This window comes from Olsenella absiana, assembly GCF_036408855.1.
In the GTDB taxonomy this organism is placed as follows: domain Bacteria; phylum Actinomycetota; class Coriobacteriia; order Coriobacteriales; family Atopobiaceae; genus Olsenella_K; species Olsenella_K absiana.
Map to the genome: position 1 here is coordinate 83,825 of NZ_JAZGJQ010000002.1, position 23,851 is coordinate 107,675.

Sequence of the window (23,851 nt, forward strand, 5' to 3'; positions counted from 1 at the left end):
TACATCTGCCGGCAGCCACGAGGGCGTGGTGCGACGGCCGCTAGGCAGCCTGCTGCGCGGGCTTCTCGCCCCCGAAGATGTGCATGAGGAAGCGGATGAGCGCATACAGCACGAGCACAGTGGCGACGATCGTCTCGATCAGGACGATGGGGCCAAGCCAGGGGGCCGGGGCGCCCATCTTGGCAAGGCAGGCCATCGTCTGCTTGAGGGCGATCGCGGTGATCACGAAGGGGAAGGTGTAGGCCGCGTAGCTCGGCGCGAAGGCGGTGTTCTTGAGGAAGCGCGGAAGCTGCGTGAGAACGACCACAAACAGGACGGTGGCCACGACCTCCACGCAGACCAGGAGGGCCTGGGACTTGGGGGTCACGGACTGGACGTAGGCGGCGACGCAGAGGCTCGCCGGCGCGGTCATGATGCAGAACACGGGACGCGCGGGAACGGGGGGCTCCCCGACCTTGGCGTAGCGGGCGATGACCGCGACGGTGATGAGGGCGAAGGTCACGAGGCCGAACCAGAAGCACACGGTGCCGATGCCCTCCATGCCGAACGCGGGGGCGCTGACGGAGGCGGCAGCGATGCCGACGTAGACGATGTACCAGCTCGGGAAGACCTGCTTGAGGTTGAAGTGCGCGACGTACTTGACCGTGAACCACACGATCAGGCAGACGTGCAGGAGAAGGCCGACCCACCACAGGGCGACGCCGAGGCCCGCGGAGAGCGGCTTGGCATAGGCCGCGAGGAGGAGCAGCGCCATGGGGAAGGTGCCGGAGATGCTCGCGAGCATCGGGTTCTCCATGTCCTTCTTGACGGACTCGAAGTCACCGAACAGCTTGACGAGGAAGAGCACGCCGAGCAGGGCGGAGATCACGCCGAAGACGACGCGGACCCCCTCGCTGTAGCTCTGCAGCAGGTTGCCGAGGGCGGCGCAGCCGAGCATGACGCCGGTGATGGGGAGCGGGATCCTCTTAAGCAACAAAGGCCTCCTTCTTGAGCGGCTGGACGTCCTCGAGCTTCTGACGGGCCAGGGGCTCGTCGCCGCCCTCGGTGCCCTCGTCGAGGTCCTTGACGCCCTCCTCGCGGCAGACGATCTTGGCGACCTTCCACGCGCACAGGCCGGTGAACCAGATGCACTGCTCCTTGTGCTCGCCCTGGCCCATGTCGAACTCGCGGGTGAGGACGCGGCAGCACAGGGCGTGCTTGCCGTTGGCGTCACGGAACCAGTCGTGCAGCTCGTGGGTCAGCGACATGCACTTGACGACCTTGGGGTCGGTCGGGCCGTTCTGCTCGGTGCGGCCGTAGAGCAGGCCGAGGGCCGCGACGCCGCCGTTGGCGGCACCGCACATGCAGCCGGACTTGCCGACGCCGACGGACATGCCGGAGACCATGGAGATGACCTCGACGGGGACCTCCATCTGGAAGACGTCGCGCAGGGCGCACATGACGGCCTCGTCGCAGAAGAAGCCTCCCTTGTAGTAGGACTCGGCGAGGCGCTGCACCTTGTGCGGACTGACCTCGGTGGCGTTGATCTTTACGTTTGCCATGGACCTCTCTCCTCTCGTATGGCTTCCCTCCGCCCCTTGCGAAGGGTAAATGACACGGCGCCTATAGTATTTAAAACGTGACACTCGCCCCACGTTCCGGCCGTACGCCATCGGCAAGCGGTCGCGGACACGATCGGGCACGACGTTACGGCCAGCTGAGACACCGCCAAGCTTTTTAAGAGTACAGTAGGGACGCTTGCACGCTTTACGCGCAGTGATTACTAATCAAACAGTAGCCAGCGATTTTCCTATTTTGATTATCTTCCTTGATCAACGGCCATCCGTGGCTCAGTGCCCTCCACGAGCGCCCGGACGAACGCGCAGAGTCGCTCGAGGGACTCAAGGCGCATCCTCTCCGATGGCGTATGGGCGTTCTCGACGTCAGGCCCGAGCGAGAAGACCTCGAGCCCGGGAAGCGCCTCCGAGAAGACCCCGCATTCGAGACCGCCGTGCGTCGTGGTCACCGTCGGCTCCTCACCGAAGAGGGCACGATAGGTCGCACGCGCCTCGCAGACGAAGGGGGACTCCGGATCGCAGAGCCAGGGGTCGCGACCGCCCTCGACCTCGAGCGCGGCGCCGGCGCGCTCGCACGCGGCGCGGACCCCAGCCACGATTGGCCCTGCGCCGCCGGGGCGGTTAGTGCGGACGGAGACCAGGGCGTCGAGGCCCTTCTCGCCCAGGCGGACGATGCTCACGTTGTCGCTCGTCTCCGTGGCGCCGGGAAACTCCCGGCTCATGGCGGACACGCCTTGCGGCAGCTCGGAGAGGAGCGCGAGCGCCGCGGCCGCTTCTTTCGCGGAAAGGAGCCCCACCTCGCGCTCGCCCAGGCGCTCGGCCTCGAGGCGTGCGCCCGCGTCGTCCCCCGTGCACGCGCGCGCGAGGGCCGCACGAACCGGCCCGAGCGCCCGATCGAGGTCGCGGGCGGCCTCCGGGCCCGCGCCCGCAGGGAGCGCGAGCTCCGCCGTGGCCTCCGCGGGGATCGCGTTTCTCTTCTCGCCTGAGCGGAGAGAGACGAGCGCGAGGCCTGCTAGCGCGCCGTCGGCGGCCACGGTCTCGGCGTGCCCGCCGTCCGGGCGGCCCCCCGAGAGCAGCCGGGAGAGGACCTCGCCCATGAGGAGGGCAGCGTTGTGCCTGGGAAGGGCGATGTCGATGCCGGAATGGCCTCCCCTGAGGCCGGAGAGCGTGAGCCTGACGACCTCGCGAACCCCTCGCTCTCTGCTAAGGGGCAGGCTGACCCGCGCCTCCGTGCCGGCACTGCAGCCCACGACGAACTGGCCGGCAACCGTGAGGTCGAGGTTCAGCATCCGGCGGCTCCGGATGCGCGAGCAGTCCATCTCGCGCGCGCCGACGAGGCCGACCTCCTCGTCGACCGTGAGGACGGCCTCCAGCGAAGGATGCGACAGTCCCTCGTCCTCGAGGATGGCGAGGCAGACCGCGACGCCGGCCCCGTCGTCGGCGCCGAGGGTGGTGCCGTCCGCGTGGAGCCAGCCGTCCTCCTCGACGACGTCGATGGGGTCGCGGGAGAAGTCGTGCGAGCTCCCTGCGACCTTCTGGCAGACCATGTCGAGGTGGGCCTGCAGGGCAAGGGAGGGTTCGCCCTCCCGTCCGGGCGTGGCGTCCTTCCTGATGACGAGGTTGCCGAACTCGTCGGACGTCACCTCGAGCCCCCGGTCACGGGCCCATGACGCAACAGCGACGCTCGCTCGCCCCGTGTCGCCGCTCCCCCGCGGGATCCTGGAAATCCACTCGAACCAGGTGAGGGCCCTCTCATACGTGCTTCGTGCCGCGTCCATCCCCAACCCCTCTCATGCGAGGGGCGCGCAGGCCTTGGCCCACGTGCGCCCCGGGTCTCATCGACAGGCGACCGTCGCGGCCACGATTGGCCGCGCGGCGCCCCTAGTGGTTCACGAAGCTCAGGAACTCGTTTAGCCGCTCGTTGCCGCGGCCGTCGATGACCTCCGCGGGCGTGCCGTCTGCCGCGACCACCCCGCCGTCCATGAAGATGATGCGGTCGGCCACGTCGTGCGCGAAGTGGATCTCGTGCGTGACGAGGACCATGGTCATCCCCATGTCGGCGAGCTTTCGGATCGTCGCCAGGACCTCGCCCACCAGCTGCGGGTCGAGGGCGGAGGTGGGCTCGTCCAGGAGCAGGACGTTGGGCTCCACCGCGAGCGCGCGGGCGATGCCCACGCGCTGCTGCTGCCCTCCGGAGAGCTTGGACGGGTAGAAGTCCTTGCGCTCCGTCATGCCCACGACGTCCAGGTACTTGAGGGCGCGCTCCTCGGCCTGGGCCTTGGGCATCCGCTGCACGGTGACGAGCGGCTCCATCACGTTGCCGAGCGCGGTCTTGTTCTTGAAGAGGTTGTAGCTCTGGAAGACCATGGCGGAGTGCTTCCTCAGCGCCGCGACGTCGGCCTTCGTGTAGCTCTCCGCGTCCACCGTGTCGTTCTCGATCGTGACCTTGCCCCGCGTGGGGACGGTCAGGTAGTCGAGACAGCGCAGGAGCGTCGACTTGCCGGTGCCGGAGGGGCCGATGATGGCCGTGACCTCGTTCCTGTTGAGCGTCAGGTTGATGTCCTTGAGCACGTCGGTGTCGCCGAAGGACTTGTACAGGTGCTCTACCCTGATGAGTGCCTCTGCCATGGTATCCACGTCTACTCGTTGATGATGGACTTGGTCATGTCGTTGTGCAGCCACTTGGTGACGATCTCGGACATGCTGCCGTCGGCGAGCATCTTGTCGATCTGCTCGTTGACGAAGTCGCAGTACTTCTGGCCCTCGTCGGTCTTGGGGAAGAAGTAGGCCACATTGTTGGCCATGGTGCGCTCGTCGAGGAAGCGGACCTTGTCGTTGTTGGCGTCCTCCCACTTGTAGACCGCGGTGTCCGTGGTGAACATCGCGTCGATGCGGCCGAGGGCGAGGTTGCTCAGGCCGGCGTTGGAGTCGTCGAAGGTCGTGATCGTGAAGCCGTACTGCGAGGACATGTCCTGGGCGATCGTCTGGGACGCCTGGCCGTTGGCCACGCCGCAGTTCTTGCCCGCGAGGTCGGAGAACTGGTAGATGTCGGTGTTGTCCTTGCCCACGACCACGCACTGGGCGTCGCCGTAGTAGGGGTGCGACGCGAGGTACTTCTCGGTGCGCTCCTTCTTCACCGCGAGGCAGTTGGCGGCGACGTTGGCGCGGCCGGCGTCGAGCTCGCCGAACATGGAGGAGAACTCGGCCTGCTTGACCTCGAAGTCGACGCCGGTGTTCTCCTTGATCTTGTTCCAGACGTCCGCGTCGATGCCCGTCCAGGTGCCGTCGGTGCCGATGAGCGAGTAGGGCTCGCCGGTGCCGCCGGTCACGATCGTGACCTTGGTGATCTTGCCCGAGGCGTCCGTGGAGGAAGCGGCCGCGGAGTCGCTGGACGAGCCGTTGGAGCCAGAACCCGCGCAGCCCGCCACGAGAACGGAGGAGCCGGCGAGGGCGCCCATCGCGAGCGCGCCCCTGAGGAAGTTCCTGCGCGACATGGACCTGCTGTCTGCCATTCTTGCCAACCTTTCCTGTGCCAGTGGCACATGACTTATGCCTTGGCCGCCACTCTGGGCGACGGCCGCGAATCACCCGTCTGCCTTGCCGCCCCTCTAGTACATCTGCTCGCACCTGCGCTGGAGCCACTTGCTCAGCGCGCTGAACGCCAGGATCACGATCCAGTAGACGAGCATGACCGCCGCGTAGATCTCGAAGTAGCGGAAGGAGTTCGCGCCGAGGATCTTGGCGGCGCCCATGATGTCGGGGACGCCGATCATGAACGAGAGGGACGACATCTTGATGAGGTTGATGACGTCGTTGAAGAGCGGGGGCAGCGCCACGCGCACCGCCTGCGGGACCACGATGCGCCAGAAGGTCTGCGCGTTGGTCATGCCGAGGGAGGCCGCGGCCTCGCGCTGTCCCTCGTCGACGGATAGAAGGGCTCCGCGGATGCTCTCCGACATGAAGGCGCCGACGTTCAGGCTCATCACGATCGAGACCGCGACCATGGGGGTCATGTCCCTGATCGCCGTGCTGTAGACCGCCATGCCGAAGTAGAAGAAGTAGAGCTGCGCCACCACGGGCGTACCGCGCATGAACGAGACGTAGACGCGCGTGATGGGGTAGAGGACCTTGACCTTGTAGGTCGCGATCATCGCGACGAGGACGCCGATGAGGAGGGCGAGCGCCGCCGAGACGAAGGTGAGCTCGAGCGTGACGTCGAGCCGCGCCGCGATCTGCGGGATGCAGTACAGGAAGTAGTCGAATTTGAACACGTGAGCTCCTCGTCGATCGTCACGTCCGTACGAAGCCGGCACCCGCTCGCGGTGCCAAGCTTTCACCAGCCAGTACTATAGGTAAGAGGCTATATGCCAAAGTCGCTAGTAGCCTAGGCGTAAACATCGCCCAAATAATACCGTCTACCTGCTGCTACATGCCGGTCAACACCTATCATAGACCACTCGCAGGAACTTATACGGAGCTAGGTGCATCCAATACCGATGCCTAGTAATCGGCTTATTCTTGCATAGGCCATTTTCTAATCGTCTGCAGAATCCCGACGCCCGCGATGCCGGTGCTAGCTTTTAGGGGCAAGCGTAGGTCCGTCCGGTCGCGGTGGCGCCGGACGCAGGTCCCACATACGGAGAGGCACATGAGGTCAATCGGCATAGACATAGGCTCCACGGCGACCAAGGTCGCGGTCATGGAGGACAACGAGCTCACGCTCACGCTGCTCGCCCCGACGGGGTTCTCGAGCATCGAGGCGGCGAGGCACGCCGCGGAAACGCTCGCGGAGCACGGCATAGACGTCGAGCAGGAGTCCGTGATCGCCACGGGCTACGGACGCATCGCCGTCCCCTACGCTGGCAAGGCCGTCACCGAGATCACCTGCCACGCGAAGGGCGCCTGGTGGCTGTTCGGCAGGAGCGGTGTCGTCATCGACGTGGGCGGCCAGGACACCAAGGTGCTCGAGCTCAGAAACGGCATGCTCAAGAAGTTCCTGATGAACGACAAGTGCTCGGCGGGCACTGGCAAGTTCCTCGAGGTCATGGCCAACCGCATGAACGTCTCGCAGGAGCGGCTCTCGGAGCTCGCTGCCAAGGGCGAGAAGATCACGATCTCCAGCATGTGCACCGTCTTCGCGGAGTCGGAGATCATCTCCCTCATCGGCCGCGGCGAGCCTCTGGAGAACATCGCCTCAGGCGTCATCGAGTCCGTCGTGGGCAAGGTCGTCTCGCTCGCCTCGCAGGTCCCGGGGGACGAGTGCTTCCTCACCGGCGGCCTGTGCGACAACGCCTACATCGTCGGTCGCCTCGCCGACCGCCTCGGCAAGCCGGTGAGCACGCGCCCCGAGGCGCGCTTCGCCGGAGCCATCGGCGCAGCGATCTCGGGCCAGCGCTAGCGCGAGCCGGCGCGTCCCAGCACTCCCCCGGTCCCCGACTTCCCGTACGGCAGCCTCAGGCCGGGGCGCACGTCCAAGACAAAGGAGAGAAACCCCATGCCCACGGCAACGCTTCCCAACAGCTCGACCCAGATTCCCGCCCCCTTCGACCTCCCCAAGACCTTCGAGGAGTACGACGAGTCGCGCCGCAAGAGCTTCATGCGCGTCCACGACTTCAAGAAGGCCGGCGGCAGGCTCGTCGGCACCCTGTGCACCTACGCCCCCGCCGAGGTCATCGAGGCCGCCGGCGCGGCCTGCGTCGGGCTGTGCGGCACGAGCGACGAGCCCATCGGCGCCGCGGAGACGGTCCTGCCCAAGAACCTCTGCCCGCTCATCAAGTCGACCTACGGCTTCGCGCTCACGGACAAGTGCCCCTACACGTACTTCTCGGACCTGATCGTCGGCGAGACCACCTGCGACGGCAAGAAGAAGATGTACGAGCTCCTGGGCGACATCCGCCCGACCTACGTCCTGCACCTCCCCAACGGCCAGCTCAGGGACCACGAGAAGCAGGGCTGGTACGAGGAGGTCGTGGCGCTCAAGCAGCGCCTCGAGGAGCTCTTCGGCGTCACCATCACCGACGACGACCTGCGCCAGGCGGTCCACAACCGCAACGTCTACCGCCAGGCCCTTCTCGACCTCTTCGAGCTGCAGCGCGCCGACCCCTGCCCCATGACGTCGGTCGAGTTCATGACCACGCTCCAGTCGGGCACCTTCGCCATGGACGTCGTCACCCAGGCCGAGAAGATCGAGCAGCTCGTGGCCACCCGCAGGCAGGAGGCCGCCGAGGGCAAGGCGGCCGTCCGCGCCGGCGCCAAGCGCATCGTGCTCTCCGGCTGCCCGGCGGGCGGGCTCATCAACAAGGTCGGCAAGACCATCGACGACAACGGCGGCGTCATCGTCTGCCTCGACAACTGCATGGGCGAGCGCACCAACTCCATGATGGTCGACGAGGACGCCCCCGACATCCTGCGCGCCATCTCCGACCGCTACCTCCAGATCAACTGCTCGGTCATGACCCCCAACCCCGGCCGCGTCGAGAACACCCTCGCCATGGTCGAGAAGTACCACGCGGACGGCGTGGTCGACGCCGTGCTGCAGGCCTGCCACACCTTCAACCTCGAGAGCGTCAACATGGGCCGCACCCTCGAGGACCGCGGCATCCCCTACATGAAGCTCGAGACCGACTACTCCGCCGGCGACCAGGGCCAGGTCTCCACGCGCCTCTCGGCCTTCATCGAGATGATCTAGGCGAACGGGCGCGACGGACGCACTTCCAGGAGGGGCCGCACCCGACGGGCGCGGCCCCTCCTCCGTCCGGGACGCCTTCGAGGTCGCCGGAAGTCGCCGGGAAAACGCCCTGGGGCGGCGCGCCGCCGGCCCCCGATACGCTCACCGAGCGAGCGGCCCTCGCGCCGATGCGCCCCGATTGTTCGCCAAAGTTTGGGAAAGTCAGACCGCATATCAATGAGCAGCGGTTTTACAATTTGGAAGTCCTGCTCGCGCCATCTTCACCGACGGCAACCGATTCTCACCAAGGAGTGCACATGCCAGACGCAATCCGCAAGGTAAACGTCATAGGCCACCTGCATCCGGACACGGACTCGATCTGTGCCGCAATCAGCTACGCCTATCTCAAGAACCAGATCGACAAGCCCATCTACGAGGCACGTCGCGCCGGCACGGTCAACCGCGAGACGCAGTTCGCCCTCAGGCACTTCGGCTTCGTCGAGCCCGCGCTCATCACGAGCGTCGCCCCGCAGATCAAGGACATCAGCTTCCAGCACCAGCCCGGCATCGACGCCGAGACGAGCCTCTACGTCGCGTGGAACCTCATCCAGGAGTCCAAGGTCGACACCCTGGTCATCACCGACGCCGACAACGACATCGAGGGCCTGATCTCCGTCAAGGACATCGCCAGCGCCAACATGGACATCTTCGACGCCGCGGTCCTCTCCAGCAGCAAGACGCGCTACACCAACGTCCTCGACACCCTGAACGGCGAGATGGTGGCCGGCGACCCGGAGGGCTGCATCGAGGAGGGCCGCATCCGCGTCGGCACCACGCCGGAGATGATGGAGGGCAACATCCAGCCCGGCGACATCGTCCTGGTCACCAACCGCTACGAGACCCAGCGCTTCGCCGTCGAGTCCGGCGTGAGCTGCGTCATCGTCTGCAACGGCGCGCACGTCTCGCACGTCGTGGTCAACGAGGCGCAGAAGCGCAACTGCACCGTCATCGCCACCCCCTACGACACCTACGCCGCCGCGCGCCTGATCTCCATGGCCATGCCCGTGCGCGCCAAGATGCTGCCGGCGGACAAGGTCATCCACTTCAGCGTCAACACCACGATCGACGACGCGCGCAAGGTCATGACCCAGTCGCGCCACCGCTTCTTCCCCGTCGTCGACGAGGGCGGCCACTACGCCGGCGTCGTGAACGGCCCCAACCTGCTCGACCCCCAGAAGAAGCACGTCATCCTTGTGGACCACAACGAGCGCTCCCAGGCGGTCGACGGCCTCGAGCAGGCCGTCATCATGGAGATCATCGACCACCACCGCATCGGCTCGATCGAGACCTCCGCGCCAGCCTACTTCCGCAACATGCCCGTGGGCTGCACCTGCACCATCATCTACAGCATCTACCGCGAGAACGGCGTGGAGATTCCGGCGAACATCGCCGGCCTCATGCTCTCGGCCATCCTCTCCGACACCCTCGCGTTCCGCTCGCCTACCTGCACACCGATGGACATCGAGGCCGGCAACGCCCTCGCCAAGATCGCCGGGGTCGACATCGACACCTACGCGGACCAGATGTTCGACGCCGGCGCCGACCTCACCGGGCGCACGGCCGAGGAGTTCTTCAACTCGGACTTCAAGGTCTTCAGCCGCGGCAAGGTCCGCTTCGGCGTCGGCCAGGGCTCCTTCATGACCGAGAACAGCCGCAAGGCGGCCGAGGCCCTCTGCGGCCCCTACCTGCCCGAGGGCGCCAAGGTCAACGAGATCCCCGTCGTCTTCTACATGTTCACCGACGTCAAGTCCCAGACGACCGAGATGCTCTACTGGGGCCCCAACTCCGAGGCGATGGTCTCGCGTGCCTTCGGCGTCACGCCCGAGGACGGCGTCGCGACCCTGCCCGGCGTGGTGAGCCGCAAGAAGCAGGTCACCCCCGCCCTCATGAGCACGCTGCTCGAGATGTCCGAGGAGGACGGCGAGTAGCCAGGGCCGACAAGGACCTCCCGCCGGGCGCGCGCCCGGCACGCGGCGCCTCGCCCTTGCGGGGCGCCGCTCCCTTTGGCGGGCTCGGCGCCCGGACGCCCCCCCCGCGGACCCGGGGACTATCCGACGCCGCCCGCGTCGCCGAAGCGCTCGCCCGTCAGCTTGTCCAGGCGACGGTCGTAGGTGAGGATCCCGTTCGTCTCCTCCTCCACGTCGCTCAGCTGCGTGAACACGAAGCCCGCCAGCCCATGCCCCTCGAGCGCAGCCGCCTCCTCGAGCCGGGCGCGCGCCGCCTCGCGCCAGCCCTCCTCCGAGTCGAACTTGTCGTAGCCGTAGGCGCGGTCGAGGGAGCTGTGCCCCTCCACGTGGTACATGAGCCCGCCGAACTCGCTCACGAAGAAGGCGCGCCGGGCGCCCGCGAGGCGCGCGACGAGCGTCTCGGGATAGACCCGCATCGTGCGGAAGTAGTTGTGGATGGCGTGGTAGTCGCCTGCGCCCTGGTCGTACCAGCCGCAGGTGGCGTTTATCGGGCGCGTGGGGTCGAGCGAGCGCACGAGGCGCGTGGCCGCCCGCGCGTCGAACTGCCCCCAGCCCTCGTTGAAGAGGGTCCAGGTGACGACGCAGGGGTGGTTGGCGAGCAGCCGCACGGTGCCCGCCGCCGTCTCGCGCCACTCCTCGCGAAAGGCGGCGTCGCCTGCGGAGAGCCGCCGCTGGTGCAGGCGCGGCCGGTCGTCGAAGGCGGCCTGCGCGTGCCGGAAGAGGGTGGGCTTGTTCAGCGCGTCCCACTCGTGGCGCCTGCCGCCGCCGGAGACCATGTCCTGCCAGACGAGCATGCCGAGCCTGTCGCAGTGGTAGTACCAGCGCTCGGACTCCACCTTCACGTGCTTGCGCATCAGGTTGAAGCCCGCCTCGCGCGCCCGGCGCACGTCCGCTACGAGCGCCGCGTCACTGGGCGCCGTCATGAGCCCGTCGGGCCAGTAGCCCTGGTCGAGCACGCCGCGCAGGAAGAGCGGGGCGTGGTTGAGGCAGAAGCGCATGGTGCCCTCGACGTCGGGCTCCACGCCCACGGTGCGGAAGGCGCAGTAGCTCGTGACCTCGTCGTCGCCGAACGAGAGCCTGAGCCCGTACAGGAAGGGGTCCTCGGGGCCCCACAGGCGCGGGCTCACGACCGGGATCTCGAGCGAGGCCTCGCCCACGACGCCCGTGGCGGCAGCGCCCCCGGCCCCCTGCCCCGAGACGTCCGGCCCCGCGGCGCCCGCGGAGGCCGGAAGGGCGGCCCCCGGCCCCACGACGGCCCCTCCCGTGGCGACGACCTCCTCCCCCGCGCACACCTCGACGCGCAGCGTCCCCGTGCCGCACACGCGTGCCTTGAGGCGCAGCAGCCCTGCGTCGGGGTCGGGGGCGAGCGAGACGCCCACGAGGTGCGCCGCGGGCACCACCTCGAGCCAGGCGTCGCGCCAGACGCCGCTCTGCGCCGTGTACCACATGTTGCCGCGACGGATGCGCTGCTTGCCACGCAGCTGCGTCCCCGTCTCACTCGGGTCGAAGACGCACAGCTCCAGGCGGTTCTCGCCCGTCCGCAGCGCGTCCGTCAGGTCGACCGAGAAGGGCAGGTAGCCGCCCACGTGCTCGGCGACCCTCCCCCCGTTGAGGTAGGCGGCGCAGGCCCAGTCGACGGCGTCCAGGTGCAGCAGGAGCCGCTCGCCGGCCGCAAGCGCCGGCGCGTCGAAGGAGAGGCCGTAGAAGAGCAGCTCGTCGGGGGCGAGCCGGTGCCCCACGCCGGACAGCGGCGCCTCGGGCGAGAAGGGCACGCGGATCCGCGACTCCCAGGCGCCCCCTACGGGCGGGCGGGCCTCCCGCCAGCGGGCGCGCGCGTCGGCGCAGGGGCGTACCGCGCAGTCCCACCAGCCGTTGAGGGAGCGCCACCGCACGCGGGCGAACTGCGGCCTCGGATGCTCCGGCCGGGGGTGCTCCGAGCGCTCCACCTGGCCGGTCCAGGGCGTCTCCAGCCGGTGCAGCTCGACGTCGAGCGGCTCCGGGGCCATGCCGCCGATGACGCGCCTGAGGTCGAGCTCCATGCCCTACGCCTCCCCCGCCTCGGACGCCGGGGCCCCCTCGGCGGCAGGCGCGCCCCCGGCGCCGGGCGCGGCCTCTCCCGAACCCTGCGCCCCGCCGAGAGACACCAGGGCCGTGGTCACGAGCATGAGGGCGAGCCCCACCCAGTCGGCCCAGGTGAAGGGGGTGTTCAGCCACAGGACCGCGAGCACGTTGGCGCTCAGCGGCTCCATGGTGCCGAGCAGGCTGCCGGTGAGGCCACCCACGATGGAGACGCCGTGCAGGTAGAGCGAGAAGGCCATCAGGGTGCCCACGACCGCGATGCCGGCGAGGCAGGCGACGCCGTCCCAGCCGAAGGCCGGCACGGCGGCGGAGACCCCGAGGGCCCCGTCCGTCGCGCCCCAGAGCGCCCCGGCCGCCAGCCACACCACGAGCGCGAGCACCCCGCCGACGAGCAGGCCGAGGCCCGTGATGGGCAGGCTTCCCCAGCGCTCGAAGAGCCGGTGCGGGTACATGATGTAGAACGTGACGCTCAGCGCGTTGAGGATGCCCCAGACCAGGCCGGGCACGGGGATCTGCAGCGTCCCGAGGTCGCCCTTGGTTGCGATCAGCACGGCGGCCGCGAAGGCGCAGACGAGCCCCGCCACCTCCCGCGCGTGGGGCAGCCGCCGGCCGATGAGGCAGGTCGCGAGCATCACGAAGACGACGCTCGAGCTCTGCATCACCGTGGCGGTGCCCGCGTTGGTGAAGCCCACGGCCACGATGTAGGTGAGCTGGCAGGTGTAGAGGCCGCAGCAGCCGAAGACGAGGAGCTGGCGCACGGACGCGCGGTCGCCCAGGAGCTCGCGCAGGAGGTCGCGGCGGCGCCAGAGGAAGTACAGCAGGAAGACGAGGCCCGCCGAGACCGTGCGCACGGCCGTCACGAAGAGCGCGGTGATCTCGTAGTGCGCGTAGAGGTACTGGGCGAAGACGCCGGAGAGCCCCCACAGGCTCGCACCGACTATGGTCGCGACGATTCCCCTTGCGAAGCGGTTCATGTGTCTCCCCCACGACAGGCGGCGCGCAGTCGGCGCCGTCTCGCGCCAGGGGCCGCGCGCGGCAGGCTCACGGAGATAAATGTAGCGCCCCGGGGCCGCGCGGCAAAGCGCCCGTCGGGTCTGTGCGGGCATCTTTTGCGAAGAGGGGGCCGCGGACGCGCGCCGACGCCGGCGCGCACGTACACTGTGGTCTTGCGAGAGGGGGCGCCCGAGCGCCCGAGGCCGCGCCGGGCGCGGCCCGCACCGGAGATAGGAACGCCATGCACGGAATGCACACCCGCCTGCCCAAGCACTTCGTCCTCGAGGAGCGGCTCGAGCGCTACGCCGACAGCATCGAGACGAGCCCCCGCTCCCTCGCGGGCGCCTGGGCCGAGGCCTGCCACCCCCTCGAGCCGGGACGGCCGGGGGCGCGCTACTCGGAGGTCAGGCTCGACCTCGGCTGCGGCAAGGGCGGCTTCACCGTCGAGGCGGCGCGCCGCGAGCCGGACGTGCTCTTCGTCGGCGTGGACTACGAGCCGCTCTGCATCGCCTACGCGGCCCAGAAGGCCCAGGAGAGCGGCCTGCCCAACGTCGTCTTCGTCCCCGGCAGGGGAAGCGACGTGCCCGAGTTCTTCTCGCCCGGCGAGGTCTCCCTGATCTACCTCAACTTCCCGACGCCCTTCCCGCGCGCCAGGCGCGCGAGGGAGCGCCTCACCTACGTCGACCGCCTCATGGACTTCCGCCGCGTGCTGGCGCCCGACGGCCGCGTGCAGCTCAAGACGGACAGCCAGCCCCTGCGCGACTTCACGCTGACCCAGGTCGAACTCGCCGGCTACGAACTCGTCTGGAGCACGGACGACTGCCGCGCGCTCCTGCCGGACGACCCGGTGAGCGCCTACGAGGAGCGCCTGTGCGCCAAGGGGGCGACGGTCTTCGGGCTCTGCGCCAAGCCCGGGCCCGAGCCCGCGCACGTGGTGCAGACGGCGCCCCTGAGCCTCGTGGACTACCTGCCCGACGACCTCTCCACCATGGGCTACGTGCCGCACGGCATGGAGCGCACGGTCACCAACCTGCGCAACCTCGAGGCGAAGGGCCGCCCCAGGACAGACGCCCGTCACGCCGACAGGCGCGGCCGCACGGCCTCCGCGGACGGGGGTGCCGGCGCGGGCGGGGCCTCTCGGCGGCACCAGGAGTAGCCCCGGGCCTGGACGCGGCCCCGGGAGCCGCCACGGGACGTGACCCCACGTCCGCCGCGGCCGTAACACGCGGGCAACCGCCCCCGCGCGGCCGCCGGCTACAATGTGGGAGGTCGATACGCCGGCCGCCCGCGCGGCCCGATAGTTGGAGGCTTGGATGGCCAAGATCGCGATGAAGACGCCGCTCGTCGAGATGGACGGCGACGAGATGACCCGCATCATCTGGAAGATGATCAAGGACGACCTCGTGGAGCCGTTCGTCGACCTCAAGACCGAGTACTTCGACCTCGGCCTCGAGAATCGCGAGGCCACCCACGACCAGGTCACCGTCGACTCGGCCGAGGCGACCAAGCGCCTGGGCGTGGCCGTCAAGTGCGCCACGATCACCCCCAACGCGGCCCGCGTGAAGGAGTACGGCCTCTCCCAGATGTGGAAGAGCCCCAACGGCACCATCCGAGCCATGCTCGACGGCACCGTCTTCCGCGCCCCGATCGTGGTCAGGGGCATCGAGCCGCAGGTGCGCTCTTGGAAGCGTCCCATCACCATCGCCCGACACGCCTACGGTGACGTCTACCGCAACACCGAGATGCGCGTCGAGGGCCCCGGCAAGGCCGAGCTCGTCTTCACCGCGGCGGACGGCACCGAGACCAGGAGCCTCATCCACGAGTTCTCCGGCCCTGGCGTCGTGCAGGGCATGCACAACCTGGACGCCTCCATCGAAAGCTTCGCGCGCAGCTGCTTCGAGTTCGCGCTCTCCACCCGCCAGGACCTGTGGTTCGCGACCAAGGACACCATCTCCAAGACCTACGACCACCGCTTCAAGGACGTCTTCGCCGACCTCTACGAGGCCGAGTACCGCACGCGCTTCGAGGAGGCGGGGATCACCTACTTCTACACGCTGATCGACGACGCGGTCGCCCGGGTCATGAAGTCCGAGGGCGGCTTCATCTGGGCCTGCAAGAACTACGACGGCGACGTGATGAGCGACATGCTCTCGAGCGCCTTCGGCTCGCTCGCGATGATGACCTCCGTGCTCGTCTCGCCCCACGGCTACTTCGAGTACGAGGCCGCCCACGGCACCGTCCAGCGCCACTACTACAAGCACCTGCGTGGCGAGAGGACCTCGACCAACTCCGTGGCGACGATCTTCGCCTGGTCGGGCGCCCTGCGCAAGCGCGGCGAGCTCGACGGCCTTCCCGAGCTCGCGGACTTCGCCGACAGGCTCGAGCGCGCCACGATCGACACCATCGAGGGCGGCGAGATGACCGGCGACCTCGCCCGCATCACAACCCTCCCGAACCCCACCACCCTCGACACCGAGGAGTTCATCCTCGCCATCGCGGAGCGCCTCAGAAGGGCGTAGCACGAGGCGCCGGGCACAAGGCGCCGGCTCGGGATAGGGCACAGACGACAAGGGCGGGCGGCCACCAGGTGCGTGGCCGCCCGCCCTCACATGTCCGGGACGCTTCTCTCGCAGGGGCCGTCGCGCAGGGCCGGCCTCGCTCCGGCCTAGCCCTCCTGGGCCGCCAGGCGCAGCTCGTGGATGGCCGCGGCCCTATCCTCCCTGCCGAAGACGGCGCTGCCCGCGACGAGCAGGCTCGCGCCAGCGGCCGCGAGGGTGCCGGCGTTGTCCGTCTTGACCCCGCCGTCCACCTCGATGATGGGGCTCACGCCCAGCTCGCGGCAGAGGCGGCTCGTGCGGGCGACCTTGTCGCGGCTGCCCTCGACGATGCCCTGCCCGCCGTAGCCGGGGTCGACGGTCATGACGAGTACGAGGTCGACCCAGCGCAGGAGCTCGCGCAGGGCCTCGGGGGGCGTCGCGGGGTTGAGGGCGACGCCGGAGAGCTTGCCGGCCTGGTGGGTCTTCTCGACGAGGCGGTGCGCGTGGGTCGCGGCCTCCCAGTGGAAGGTCACGATGCGCGCCTCCGTGTCGAGGTACTGGTCGATGCACTCGTCGGGGTTGTCGACCATGAGGTGCACGTCGAGCGGCACCTGCGAGGCGGCGGCGACGGAGCGCACGTCGATGGCGCCAAACGCGATCGGCGGGACGAAGTGGCCGTCCATCACGTCGACGTGCAGGTAGTCGGCGTCCGCCACGCTCTCCAGCTCGCGGCCGAAGTGCATGCGGTCAGCTGCGAGCAACGAGGGGGCCACCATCGCCCCCGCCTGCCTTCCGTCCGCTGTCTCCATGAGATGCGCTCCCTTCATGACGCGCCCCCGGGTGGGCGGCCCCACGGGGCCGCGCTCGCCGCGGGGGCGCTTCTGTAGTCGTTCATGACGCGGCCGCCGCGTCGTCGCGCGCCCGTCGACGCGCGGGTGGGACCCTACTTGACGAGCGAGAGGGCCGCCTCGGCGACGTGCTCGGCGGTGAGGCCGTACTTCTTGAGGACCTCGACGGCCGGACCGGACTCGCCGAAGGTGTCCTCGACGCCCACCTTCCTGACCGGCACGGGGTGCTGCTCGGAGAGGACGTCGCACACGGCCGAGCCGAGGCCGCCGATCACCGAGTGCTCCTCGGCGGTGACGACCCTGCCCGTCTTGCGCGCGGAGGCGACGATCGTCTCGGCGTCGAGCGGCTTCACGGTCGGGGCGTTGATGACCTCGGCGGACACGCCGGAGGCCTCGAGCTGGCGGGCGGCCTCGAGCGCCTGCTCGACCATGAGGCCGCAGGCCACGATGGTGACGTCGGTGCCCTCGCGCAGGACGTAGGCCTTGCCGACCTTGAAGTCGTAGTCGGGGCGGTCGTTGACGACCGGCGTGGCGAGGCGGCAGAAGCGCAGGTAGACGGGGCCGTCCATCTCGTAGGCGGCGCGGGTCGCGGCACGGGCCTCCACGTCGTCGGACGGCACGATGACCGTCATCCCCGGGATGGTCCTCATGAGCGCGATGTCCTCGCAGCACTGGTGGGTGGCGCCGTCCTCGCCGACGGAGAGGCCGGCGTGGGTCGCGCCGATCTTCACGTCGAGGTGCGGGTAGCCGATGGAGTTCCTGACCTGCTCGAAGGCGCGGCCGGCGGCGAACATCGCGAACGAGCTCGCGAAGACCTTGTGGCCGGCGGCAGCGATGCCCGCCGCGATGCCCATGAGGTCCTGCTCGGCGATGCCGCAGTCGACGTGGCGGTCGGGGAAGGCGGCCTTGAACAGGCCGGTCTTGGTAGCGGCCGCGAGGTCGGCGTCGAGCACGACGAAGTCGTCGTGCTCCTTGCCGAGCTCGACGAGCTCCTCGCCGTAGCTCTGGCGCGTTGCGACCTTCTTGACGTCTGCCATGGCTACTCCTCTCCAGCGAGCTCGGCCATGGCCTGCTCGAACTGCTCGTCGTTGGGTGCCTTGCCGTGCCAGCCGACCTGGTTCTCCATGAAGGAGACGCCCTTGCCCTTGACCGTCTTGCAGACGATGGCCGTGGGCGCGCCCTTGGTCTGCCTGGCCTCCTCGAAGGCGGGGGCAAGCTGCGTCATATCGTTGCCGTCCGCGACCTCGATCACGTGGAAGTTGAAGGCGCGGAACTTGTCTGCGATGGGATAGGGCGAGTTGACCTGCTCTATGGTGCCGTCGATCTGCAGGTTGTTGTTGTCCACGATCACGCAGAGGTTGTCCAGGTGGTGGCTACCGGCGAACATCGCAGCCTCCCAGACCTGGCCCTCCTGGATCTCGCCGTCGCCGAGCAGGGTGTAGGTGCGGTAGTCGTCGCCCCAGAGCTTGGCGGCCAGCGCCATGCCCACGGCGGCGGAGACGCCCTGTCCGAGCGAGCCGGTGGACATGTCGACGCCGGGCGTGTCGTTCATGTTGGGGTGGCCCTGCAGGTGGCTGCCGACGTGGCGCAGCGTGGGGATGTCCTCCACGGGGAAGAAGCCGCGCTCGGCGAGGGTGCCGTAGAGGGCCGGCGCACAGTGGCCCTTGGAGAGGACGAACCTGTCGCGCTTGGGGTCGCGCGGGTTCTTGGGGTCCACGTTCATCTCGTGGAAGTACAGGTAGGTCATGATGTCAGCCGCGCCGAGCGAGCCGCCGGGGTGTCCGGACTTGGCCGCGTGCACGCCGATGATGATCTGTTGGCGCACGCGTCGGGCGATCCGAGCGAGCTCCTGGAAGTCGGGGGCTGCCGTCCCTTCCGCCATCTTTGCTCCCTTCGTTCTGCCGCCGGGGCTGCCCCCGGGGCCGTCTCTCTTGTCCTCGATGGTAAGTCGAGAGCACCGCCGGCGACCCTCGGCCGCTTGCGGTGCCCTCGCGCGTGGTGCCCTGCCCCTACTTGGCCTCGCCGGTGACCTTCGCCCAGTCGGCCGCGAACCTCTCGAGGCCCTGGTCGGTCAGCGGGTGATGGACGCACTTCTTGAGCGCGCCGAACGGCACGGTGGCGATGTCGGCGCCCATGAGCGCGGCCTGGGTCACGTGGTTGGGGGTGCGGACGGAGGCGGTGATGATCTCCGGGCCGCCCTCCTCGTCCCAGTAGCCGTAGCTGTAGTTCTTGACGGCGGTCACGACGGTGTTGAGCTGCTCCAGGCCGTCCTCGGCGATGTCGTCGAAGCGACCGACGAACGGCGAGATGTAGCGCGCGCCGGCGCGGGCGGCGAGAAGGGCCTGCGGGGCGGAGAAGACCAGCGTCATGTTGACGCGGATGCCCTCCTTGGCGAGGTGGTGGGTCGCCGGCAGGGAGGCCTCGCAGACCGGGAGCTTGACCACGATGTTGGGCGCGAGGGAGGCGAGGTGCTCGGCCTCCTCGATCATGGCCTCGGTGGTCTCAGCCGTGGACTCGGCGGAGACGGGCAGACCGTCGCAGATCTCGCAGATCTTGACCATGTGGTCCTCGAAGTCGGCGAGCTTGCCGCCGGTCTTGGCGTACAGGGAGGGGTTGGTGGTGACGCCAGAGAGGATGCCCCAGCTCTGGGCCTCGCGGATCTCGTCCAGGTCGGCGGTGTCGATGAAGAACTTCATTCCCTTGTCCTTTCCGTGCTTCCAGAGGTTCCTGTCCTACCTAATGTACGGCATGCGGGCTCCCCCACCTGCCGTCTTATCGCCCGACGTGGGTTCAGATTCTGAACCTGGCGCAAGGCCGCCGCTACGCGAGCGCCGCCATCGCCGCGTCGACCTTGGCGCGGGCGAACTCGGAGGCGTGGGCGACGTCCTCCTTCCAGCTGGGCGAGCCGAGGTACCACATCTCGCAGACGTAACGGCGCACGCCCTGCGGGACGAGCTGGCTCAGGCCGCCCTCGTAGTCGGTCGTCCCCTCGCCGAAGAGCATGTCGCGGTACTGGCCGGCGCGCGTCGCCTTGAGGTGCGCGGCGAAGATGTGGCCCGCGCCCGTGGCGACGTCGTCCGCGACGGACACGCCGTAGAGCAGCGAGGCGTTGGTGAGGTTGCCCACGTCGGGGTAGACGCCGAGGAAGGGGCTGTTGATGAGGTCGACGTAGTGCATGGCCTTGGCGACGGTGTCCATGAAGGGGGTCTCCATGGTCTCGAAGCCCATCACGACGCCCGCCTCGGCGGCCATCTCGGTCGCACGGGCGAGGTTCTCGGCGAAGCATGCCTCGGAGCCGTCCCACTTGTCCTCGTCGTAGTAGGCGTCGTAGCCGGCGAGCTGGATCACGTGCAGCCCGAGGTCGCAGGCGAGGTCGAGGGCCTTGTCCATCATCTCGAGGCTCCTCGCGCGCTTGGCGGGGTCCTTCGCGCCGAAGGGCCACTTGCGGTGGCCGGAGAGGCACATGGAGCCCAGGGGCACCCCCGTGTTGCGCATCGCCTGGACGACCTCCTGGCGCTCGGCCGGCGTCCAGTCGAGACGCGCCTGGCGGGCGTCGGACTCGTCGACGGAGATCTCCATGTAGTCGAAGCCGCACTCGGCCGCCACCTGGAGGCGCTCCTCCCAGCCGAGCTCCTGCGGGGTGGCCTTCTCGTACAGTCCGAGCTTGTAGGACTTGCTCATGTCTTGGCTCCCTCCTTGCAAGGGGGGCGCCGGACGCTCGCTCGACCGTCCGGCGCCCCTCCCTGCCAACGTGGTGTTCGATGTGGTCCCTGGCTACTTCTTCTGTCCGTAGTAGGCGTTGGGGCCGTGCTTGCGCATGTAGTGCTTGTCGAGGAGGTACTGCGGGGCCAGGGCCTCCTCGATCGGCTTGCCGGCGGTGGCGCAGATCTGCTCGGTGTGCAGCGCCATGGTGGCGACCTGCTCCATCACGACGGCGTGGTAGACGGCCGCGGCGGCGTCCTTGCCCCAGGAGAACGGGCCGTGGTTGCGCACGAGGCAGCCGGGCAGGGCGACGGGGTCCTTGCCCTCGAAGCCCTCGACGATGACCTTTCCGGTGTTGAGCTCGTAGGCCTCCTCGATCTCCTCCTCGGTCAGGCCGCGCATGCAGGGGACGGCGCCGTAGAAGTAGTCCGCCTGCGTCGTGCCGTAGCACGGGATGTCACGGCCGGCCTGCGCCCAGCTCACCGCCGCGCTGGAGTGGGTGTGGACGATGCCGCCGACCTTCTCCCAGCTCCTGTAGAGGTAGGCGTGGGTCGCGGTGTCGCTGGACGGGTTGAGGTCGCCCTCGACGACCTTGCCGTCGAGGTCGCACACGACCATGTTCTCGGGGCTGAGCTCGTCGTAGTCTACGCCGGAGGGCTTGATCACGAACAGGCCCTTGTCGCGGTCGATCTCCGAGGCGTTGCCCCAGGTGAAGACGACCAGCCCGTGCTTGGGCAGGTCCATGTTGGCCTCGTACACCTTTTCACGAAGCTCCTTGAGCATCATTGAGAGACTCCCTCCGTCTGGCTATTGGCGTCGACCGCTTGCCGAGCACACGTTAAGCGTCGACTAACTTCTGCATATCATCCCACACGCCGTCGAGGGCATCGACGGTCTTGCAATACAAATCATACTTCCCGTCATAAATCCGCCTCAGGTCATAGCGAGGCTCGAAGCGCCCCGACACGGAGACCATGGCGGCCACGGCGTCCTCGACGGTGTCGTAGGCCCCGACGGCCACGGCGGTCGCGATGGCGACGCCCAGCGCCCCGGTCTCCGACGCTGCCACCGTCTCGACCGGAAGCCCGCAGACGTCGGCGAACATCTGCGCCCACACCGCGGCGCGCGCGGCGCCGCCGGCGAGCCGTATGGCCCGGGGCGGCTCGTCGGCCGCCTGCAGCAGTCGCTCGAGGTGCGTCCGGTGGCAGAAGGTGATCCCTTCGAAGACGCTGCGCGCCAGGTGCTTGCGCGTGTGGCTGAGGCTCATCCCGACGAAGCTGCCCTGCGCGTTGGGATGCACGTTGGAACCCATGAGGAACGGCAGGAACACGGGGACGAACTCCGTCGGGAGCACCTCCTCGACCCACTCGTCGAGCAGGTCGTAGACGCTTTTGCCCTCTTCCTCGCACCTCTTGTCGAGCTCGGGGAACTGCCTCACGAACCACGAGAGGTTGCCCGCCGACGTGGGCGAGCTCTCCTCGACCAGGTAGTAGCCAGGGAGCGAGAAGAGCGAGTTCATCCGCACCTTGCCGCCCAGCACCGGCTCCCGCCTGATGAACTCGTTGATGGACCAGGTCCCCGCGATCATGCAGACGAGGTCCGGGGCGACGACGCCCGAGCCGATGGCGCAGGCGTCGATGTCGAACATACCGCCGGTGACGGGGGTACCGGGAAGCAGCCCCGTGAGCCTGGCCGCCTCCTCGGTCACGACCCCGCACACCTCGGTCGCGCGGCAGAGCGGAGGGAGCGCGCCGGCCACCTCCGGGATGCCGTAGAGGGCCAGGATGGCGGGGTCGAACCGCTTGGTCCGCAGGTCCATGAGGCCCGATCCGGAGTAGTCCGACAGCTCCGCGCCGGCCTTGCCGGTGAGGCGGAAGCGGACGTAGTCCTTGCACTCGAAGACCCAGCGGATGTTCGCGTAGTTCTCCGGCTCCCGGTCCTTGACCCAGGCGAGGAGCGGCCCAGGCTGACAGGCCATCACGTGCTGCAGCGTCCGCTCTCCCGCCTCGCGCTCGACGCCCTCCTCCCTCCAGCGCTGGACGTACCTCCATGCCCGGTCGTCGGTCGATATGATGCCGTTACGGACCGGCGCGTCATCCTTGCCCCAGAGATAGAGGCCCTTGCCGTGCCCGGAGACGCCGATGCCCGCAACGTCCTGGGTGCGGACGCCGCTACGCTCCAGGGCGCCCTTGACGACGGCGCAGTTGGCCTGCCACATCTCCTCCATGTCGCGCTCGACGAGGCCGGGCGACGGGGTGAGCGCCCTGGTCGACACGCCGCAGCTTCCCACCTCGACGCCGTGCTCGTCGAAGACGGAGGCCTTGGTCGCCGTGCCGCCGTTGTCCAGGCCGACGAAGTACCTCATGGCACCTCTCCCCTCACGCGGTCTTGTTCACGTCGGGGTTCAGGAAGTCCGCCCTCGCGAGCTCCTTCCCAGCGAAGAAGTCGGAGCAAATCTCGATGGCCCGGGCGTAGATGTTCCAGAGGGCGTCGATGGTCTGCGCGGACTCGTGGGGCGTGAGGATGACGTTGTCGAGGCCGATGAGCGGCGAGTCGAGCGGGAGGGGCTCCTGCGCGAAGACGTCGAGGCCGGCGCCGAGGATGCGGTGGGCGCGCAGGGCGTCCGCCAGCGCGTCCTCGTCCACGATGTTGCCGCGCGAGGTGCACACGACCACCGCGTCCGGCTTCATGAGGGCGATGCGGCGCGCGTCGACGAGGTGGTGGGTCTCGGGGGTGTAGGGCGAGTTGACGGAGATTGCGTCGCACTCGGAGAAGATCCGGTCGAGCTCCTCCTTGTGGGCGCCGAACGACTCGGCGACCCCGTCCGGCAGGAAGGGGTCGTAGACGTAGACGTCGGCCTCGAAGCCCGAGAGGAGCTTGGCGAGCTTCTTCCCGATCGCGCCGAAGCCGAGGATGCCGACCTTCTTGCCGAAGAGCTCGCCGCCGATGCTGCGCTCCCACACGCCCGACTCGATCACCTTGCGGTTGTGCGGCAGCTGGCGCTTCGCGGCCAGCATCATGGTGAGGGACATCTCCGCGACGCTCTCTGCGTTGGCGCCGGCGGTCCTGGCAACCGTGATGCCCGCAGCCGTCGCGTCGGCGAGGTTCACGGCATCGAAGCCTACCCCGTAGCGCACGAGGAGCTTGCAGCGGTCCTTGATGCGGTCGAAGACGCGGCTGTCGTAGGTCTCGACGTCGATGATGCCCGCATCGGCGCCCTCGAGGGCGGCGACCGCGGACTCGACCGTCCACTTCTCCTGCGGCAGCCACTCGTAGGCGATGCCGCGCTCGGCGGCATAGGCGGCCGCCCTCTCGTTGAGCTGGTCGTAGAGCTCCGAGTGGGTCGCGTACAGACTCACGACACGCTTCATGGCCGTTCCTTTCCGGCCCCGGCCCAAGCGGGCGCGAGGGACCTCATCCTTGCTGCGGGGTTGGGCCGGGC

21 protein-coding genes are annotated in these 23,851 nt (G+C 68.7%); 5 read left to right on the top strand and 16 right to left on the bottom strand.

All coding sequences use genetic code 11. From position 1 onward, the window contains the following. Nucleotides 1-40 precede the first annotated feature (40 nt). From VXJ25_RS02300 to VXJ25_RS02325, 6 genes are all read right to left on the bottom strand, one after another. The gene (locus VXJ25_RS02300; RefSeq protein ID WP_330957599.1) at nt 41-973 is read right to left on the bottom strand and encodes a TDT family transporter; all 933 of its coding nucleotides are present in this window, start codon (nt 971-973) and stop codon (nt 41-43) included. Next, nucleotides 966-1,541: a C-GCAxxG-C-C family protein gene (locus VXJ25_RS02305; RefSeq protein WP_330957600.1), complete on the bottom strand. Its 576-nt coding sequence runs from the start codon at nt 1,539-1,541 to the stop codon at nt 966-968. Before VXJ25_RS02305 ends, VXJ25_RS02300 begins: the two co-directional genes overlap by 8 nt. A 257-nt stretch (nt 1,542-1,798) precedes the next feature. Next, on the bottom strand, nt 1,799-3,334 hold the full coding sequence (pepD, locus tag VXJ25_RS02310; protein ID WP_330957601.1) for a beta-Ala-His dipeptidase: 1,536 nt from the start codon (nt 3,332-3,334) through the stop codon (nt 1,799-1,801). Between the two features lie 103 nt (nt 3,335-3,437). Next, nucleotides 3,438-4,184, bottom strand: coding sequence for an amino acid ABC transporter ATP-binding protein (locus VXJ25_RS02315; RefSeq protein ID WP_330957602.1), 747 nt, complete (start codon nt 4,182-4,184; stop codon nt 3,438-3,440). 11 nt (nt 4,185-4,195) lie between these two features. Continuing rightward, nucleotides 4,196-5,068, bottom strand: coding sequence for a substrate-binding domain-containing protein (locus VXJ25_RS02320; protein WP_330957603.1), 873 nt, complete (start codon nt 5,066-5,068; stop codon nt 4,196-4,198). 96 nt (nt 5,069-5,164) lie between these two features. Further along, complete coding sequence (locus VXJ25_RS02325; protein ID WP_330957604.1) at nt 5,165-5,827, bottom strand: amino acid ABC transporter permease; 663 nt, start codon at nt 5,825-5,827, stop codon at nt 5,165-5,167. Between the two features lie 377 nt (nt 5,828-6,204). Here VXJ25_RS02325 and VXJ25_RS02330 point away from each other — a divergent pair, with 377 nt between their 5' ends. From VXJ25_RS02330 to VXJ25_RS02340, 3 genes are all read left to right on the top strand, one after another. Further along, nucleotides 6,205-6,954, top strand: a complete 750-nt coding sequence (locus VXJ25_RS02330; RefSeq protein WP_330957605.1) for an acyl-CoA dehydratase activase — start codon at nt 6,205-6,207, stop codon at nt 6,952-6,954. Nucleotides 6,955-7,050: 96 nt separating this feature from the next. Then, nucleotides 7,051-8,244, top strand: coding sequence for a double-cubane-cluster-containing anaerobic reductase (locus tag VXJ25_RS02335; RefSeq protein ID WP_330957606.1), 1,194 nt, complete (start codon nt 7,051-7,053; stop codon nt 8,242-8,244). A gap of 296 nt (nt 8,245-8,540) precedes the next feature. Continuing rightward, a complete protein-coding gene (locus VXJ25_RS02340; protein ID WP_330957607.1) occupies nt 8,541-10,211 on the top strand; it encodes a putative manganese-dependent inorganic diphosphatase in 1,671 nt (556 codons plus the stop codon). A 119-nt stretch (nt 10,212-10,330) separates the two neighbouring features. On the opposite strand, the gene VXJ25_RS02345 is transcribed toward VXJ25_RS02340, so the two are convergent. Together VXJ25_RS02345 and VXJ25_RS02350 are read right to left on the bottom strand one after the other, a co-directional pair. Continuing rightward, nucleotides 10,331-12,289, bottom strand: a complete 1,959-nt coding sequence (locus VXJ25_RS02345) for a glycoside hydrolase family 2 protein (protein ID WP_330957608.1) — start codon at nt 12,287-12,289, stop codon at nt 10,331-10,333. A 3-nt stretch (nt 12,290-12,292) separates the two neighbouring features. Beyond that, nucleotides 12,293-13,303, bottom strand: coding sequence for a DMT family transporter (locus tag VXJ25_RS02350; protein ID WP_330957609.1), 1,011 nt, complete (start codon nt 13,301-13,303; stop codon nt 12,293-12,295). A gap of 260 nt (nt 13,304-13,563) precedes the next feature. Between VXJ25_RS02350 and trmB the strand changes: the two genes are divergently transcribed. Together trmB and VXJ25_RS02360 are read left to right on the top strand one after the other, a co-directional pair. Beyond that, a complete protein-coding gene (gene trmB / locus VXJ25_RS02355; protein WP_330957610.1) occupies nt 13,564-14,478 on the top strand; it encodes a tRNA (guanine(46)-N(7))-methyltransferase TrmB in 915 nt (304 codons plus the stop codon). Between the two features lie 157 nt (nt 14,479-14,635). After that, a complete protein-coding gene (locus VXJ25_RS02360) occupies nt 14,636-15,841 on the top strand; it encodes an NADP-dependent isocitrate dehydrogenase (protein WP_330957611.1) in 1,206 nt (401 codons plus the stop codon). Between the two features lie 146 nt (nt 15,842-15,987). Here VXJ25_RS02360 and rpe read toward each other — a convergent pair whose 3' ends face one another. From rpe to VXJ25_RS02400, 8 genes are all read right to left on the bottom strand, one after another. Beyond that, nucleotides 15,988-16,668, bottom strand: a complete 681-nt coding sequence (rpe, locus tag VXJ25_RS02365; protein WP_330957612.1) for a ribulose-phosphate 3-epimerase — start codon at nt 16,666-16,668, stop codon at nt 15,988-15,990. A 134-nt stretch (nt 16,669-16,802) separates the two neighbouring features. Beyond that, on the bottom strand, nt 16,803-17,744 hold the full coding sequence (locus tag VXJ25_RS02370) for a transketolase family protein (protein WP_330957613.1): 942 nt from the start codon (nt 17,742-17,744) through the stop codon (nt 16,803-16,805). A gap of 2 nt (nt 17,745-17,746) precedes the next feature. Then, a complete protein-coding gene (locus VXJ25_RS02375; RefSeq protein WP_330957614.1) occupies nt 17,747-18,589 on the bottom strand; it encodes a transketolase in 843 nt (280 codons plus the stop codon). 127 nt (nt 18,590-18,716) lie between these two features. After that, on the bottom strand, nt 18,717-19,403 hold the full coding sequence (locus VXJ25_RS02380) for a transaldolase family protein (RefSeq protein WP_330957615.1): 687 nt from the start codon (nt 19,401-19,403) through the stop codon (nt 18,717-18,719). 124 nt (nt 19,404-19,527) lie between these two features. Then, complete coding sequence (locus VXJ25_RS02385; RefSeq protein ID WP_330957616.1) at nt 19,528-20,388, bottom strand: L-ribulose-5-phosphate 3-epimerase; 861 nt, start codon at nt 20,386-20,388, stop codon at nt 19,528-19,530. Nucleotides 20,389-20,481: 93 nt separating this feature from the next. Beyond that, complete coding sequence (locus tag VXJ25_RS02390) at nt 20,482-21,195, bottom strand: L-ribulose-5-phosphate 4-epimerase (protein WP_330957617.1); 714 nt, start codon at nt 21,193-21,195, stop codon at nt 20,482-20,484. A gap of 52 nt (nt 21,196-21,247) precedes the next feature. Then, nucleotides 21,248-22,774 carry an FGGY-family carbohydrate kinase gene (locus VXJ25_RS02395; RefSeq protein ID WP_330957618.1) on the bottom strand — a complete coding sequence of 509 codons (1,527 nt, stop codon included), beginning with the start codon at nt 22,772-22,774 and terminating at the stop codon, nt 21,248-21,250. 13 nt (nt 22,775-22,787) lie between these two features. Further along, the gene (locus VXJ25_RS02400; protein ID WP_330957619.1) at nt 22,788-23,780 is read right to left on the bottom strand and encodes an NAD(P)-dependent oxidoreductase; all 993 of its coding nucleotides are present in this window, start codon (nt 23,778-23,780) and stop codon (nt 22,788-22,790) included. Between the last annotated feature and the right edge of the window lie 71 nt (nt 23,781-23,851).

Coding starts and splice junctions, on each gene's coding strand:
- VXJ25_RS02340 (WP_330957607.1), top strand. CDS start 8,541: ATGCCAGACGCAATCCGCAAGGTAAACGTCATAGGCCACCTGCATCCG.
- VXJ25_RS02305 (WP_330957600.1), bottom strand. CDS start 1,541: ATGGCAAACGTAAAGATCAACGCCACCGAGGTCAGTCCGCACAAGGTG.
- trmB (WP_330957610.1), top strand. CDS start 13,564: ATGCACGGAATGCACACCCGCCTGCCCAAGCACTTCGTCCTCGAGGAG.
- VXJ25_RS02380 (WP_330957615.1), bottom strand. CDS start 19,403: ATGAAGTTCTTCATCGACACCGCCGACCTGGACGAGATCCGCGAGGCC.
- VXJ25_RS02345 (WP_330957608.1), bottom strand. CDS start 12,289: ATGGAGCTCGACCTCAGGCGCGTCATCGGCGGCATGGCCCCGGAGCCG.
- VXJ25_RS02400 (WP_330957619.1), bottom strand. CDS start 23,780: ATGAAGCGTGTCGTGAGTCTGTACGCGACCCACTCGGAGCTCTACGAC.
- VXJ25_RS02335 (WP_330957606.1), top strand. CDS start 7,051: ATGCCCACGGCAACGCTTCCCAACAGCTCGACCCAGATTCCCGCCCCC.
- VXJ25_RS02370 (WP_330957613.1), bottom strand. CDS start 17,744: ATGGCAGACGTCAAGAAGGTCGCAACGCGCCAGAGCTACGGCGAGGAG.
- VXJ25_RS02375 (WP_330957614.1), bottom strand. CDS start 18,589: ATGGCGGAAGGGACGGCAGCCCCCGACTTCCAGGAGCTCGCTCGGATC.
- pepD (WP_330957601.1), bottom strand. CDS start 3,334: ATGGACGCGGCACGAAGCACGTATGAGAGGGCCCTCACCTGGTTCGAG.
- VXJ25_RS02385 (WP_330957616.1), bottom strand. CDS start 20,388: ATGAGCAAGTCCTACAAGCTCGGACTGTACGAGAAGGCCACCCCGCAG.
- rpe (WP_330957612.1), bottom strand. CDS start 16,668: ATGGAGACAGCGGACGGAAGGCAGGCGGGGGCGATGGTGGCCCCCTCG.
- VXJ25_RS02360 (WP_330957611.1), top strand. CDS start 14,636: ATGGCCAAGATCGCGATGAAGACGCCGCTCGTCGAGATGGACGGCGAC.
- VXJ25_RS02330 (WP_330957605.1), top strand. CDS start 6,205: ATGAGGTCAATCGGCATAGACATAGGCTCCACGGCGACCAAGGTCGCG.
- VXJ25_RS02350 (WP_330957609.1), bottom strand. CDS start 13,303: ATGAACCGCTTCGCAAGGGGAATCGTCGCGACCATAGTCGGTGCGAGC.
- VXJ25_RS02390 (WP_330957617.1), bottom strand. CDS start 21,195: ATGATGCTCAAGGAGCTTCGTGAAAAGGTGTACGAGGCCAACATGGAC.
- VXJ25_RS02320 (WP_330957603.1), bottom strand. CDS start 5,068: ATGGCAGACAGCAGGTCCATGTCGCGCAGGAACTTCCTCAGGGGCGCG.
- VXJ25_RS02315 (WP_330957602.1), bottom strand. CDS start 4,184: ATGGCAGAGGCACTCATCAGGGTAGAGCACCTGTACAAGTCCTTCGGC.
- VXJ25_RS02395 (WP_330957618.1), bottom strand. CDS start 22,774: ATGAGGTACTTCGTCGGCCTGGACAACGGCGGCACGGCGACCAAGGCC.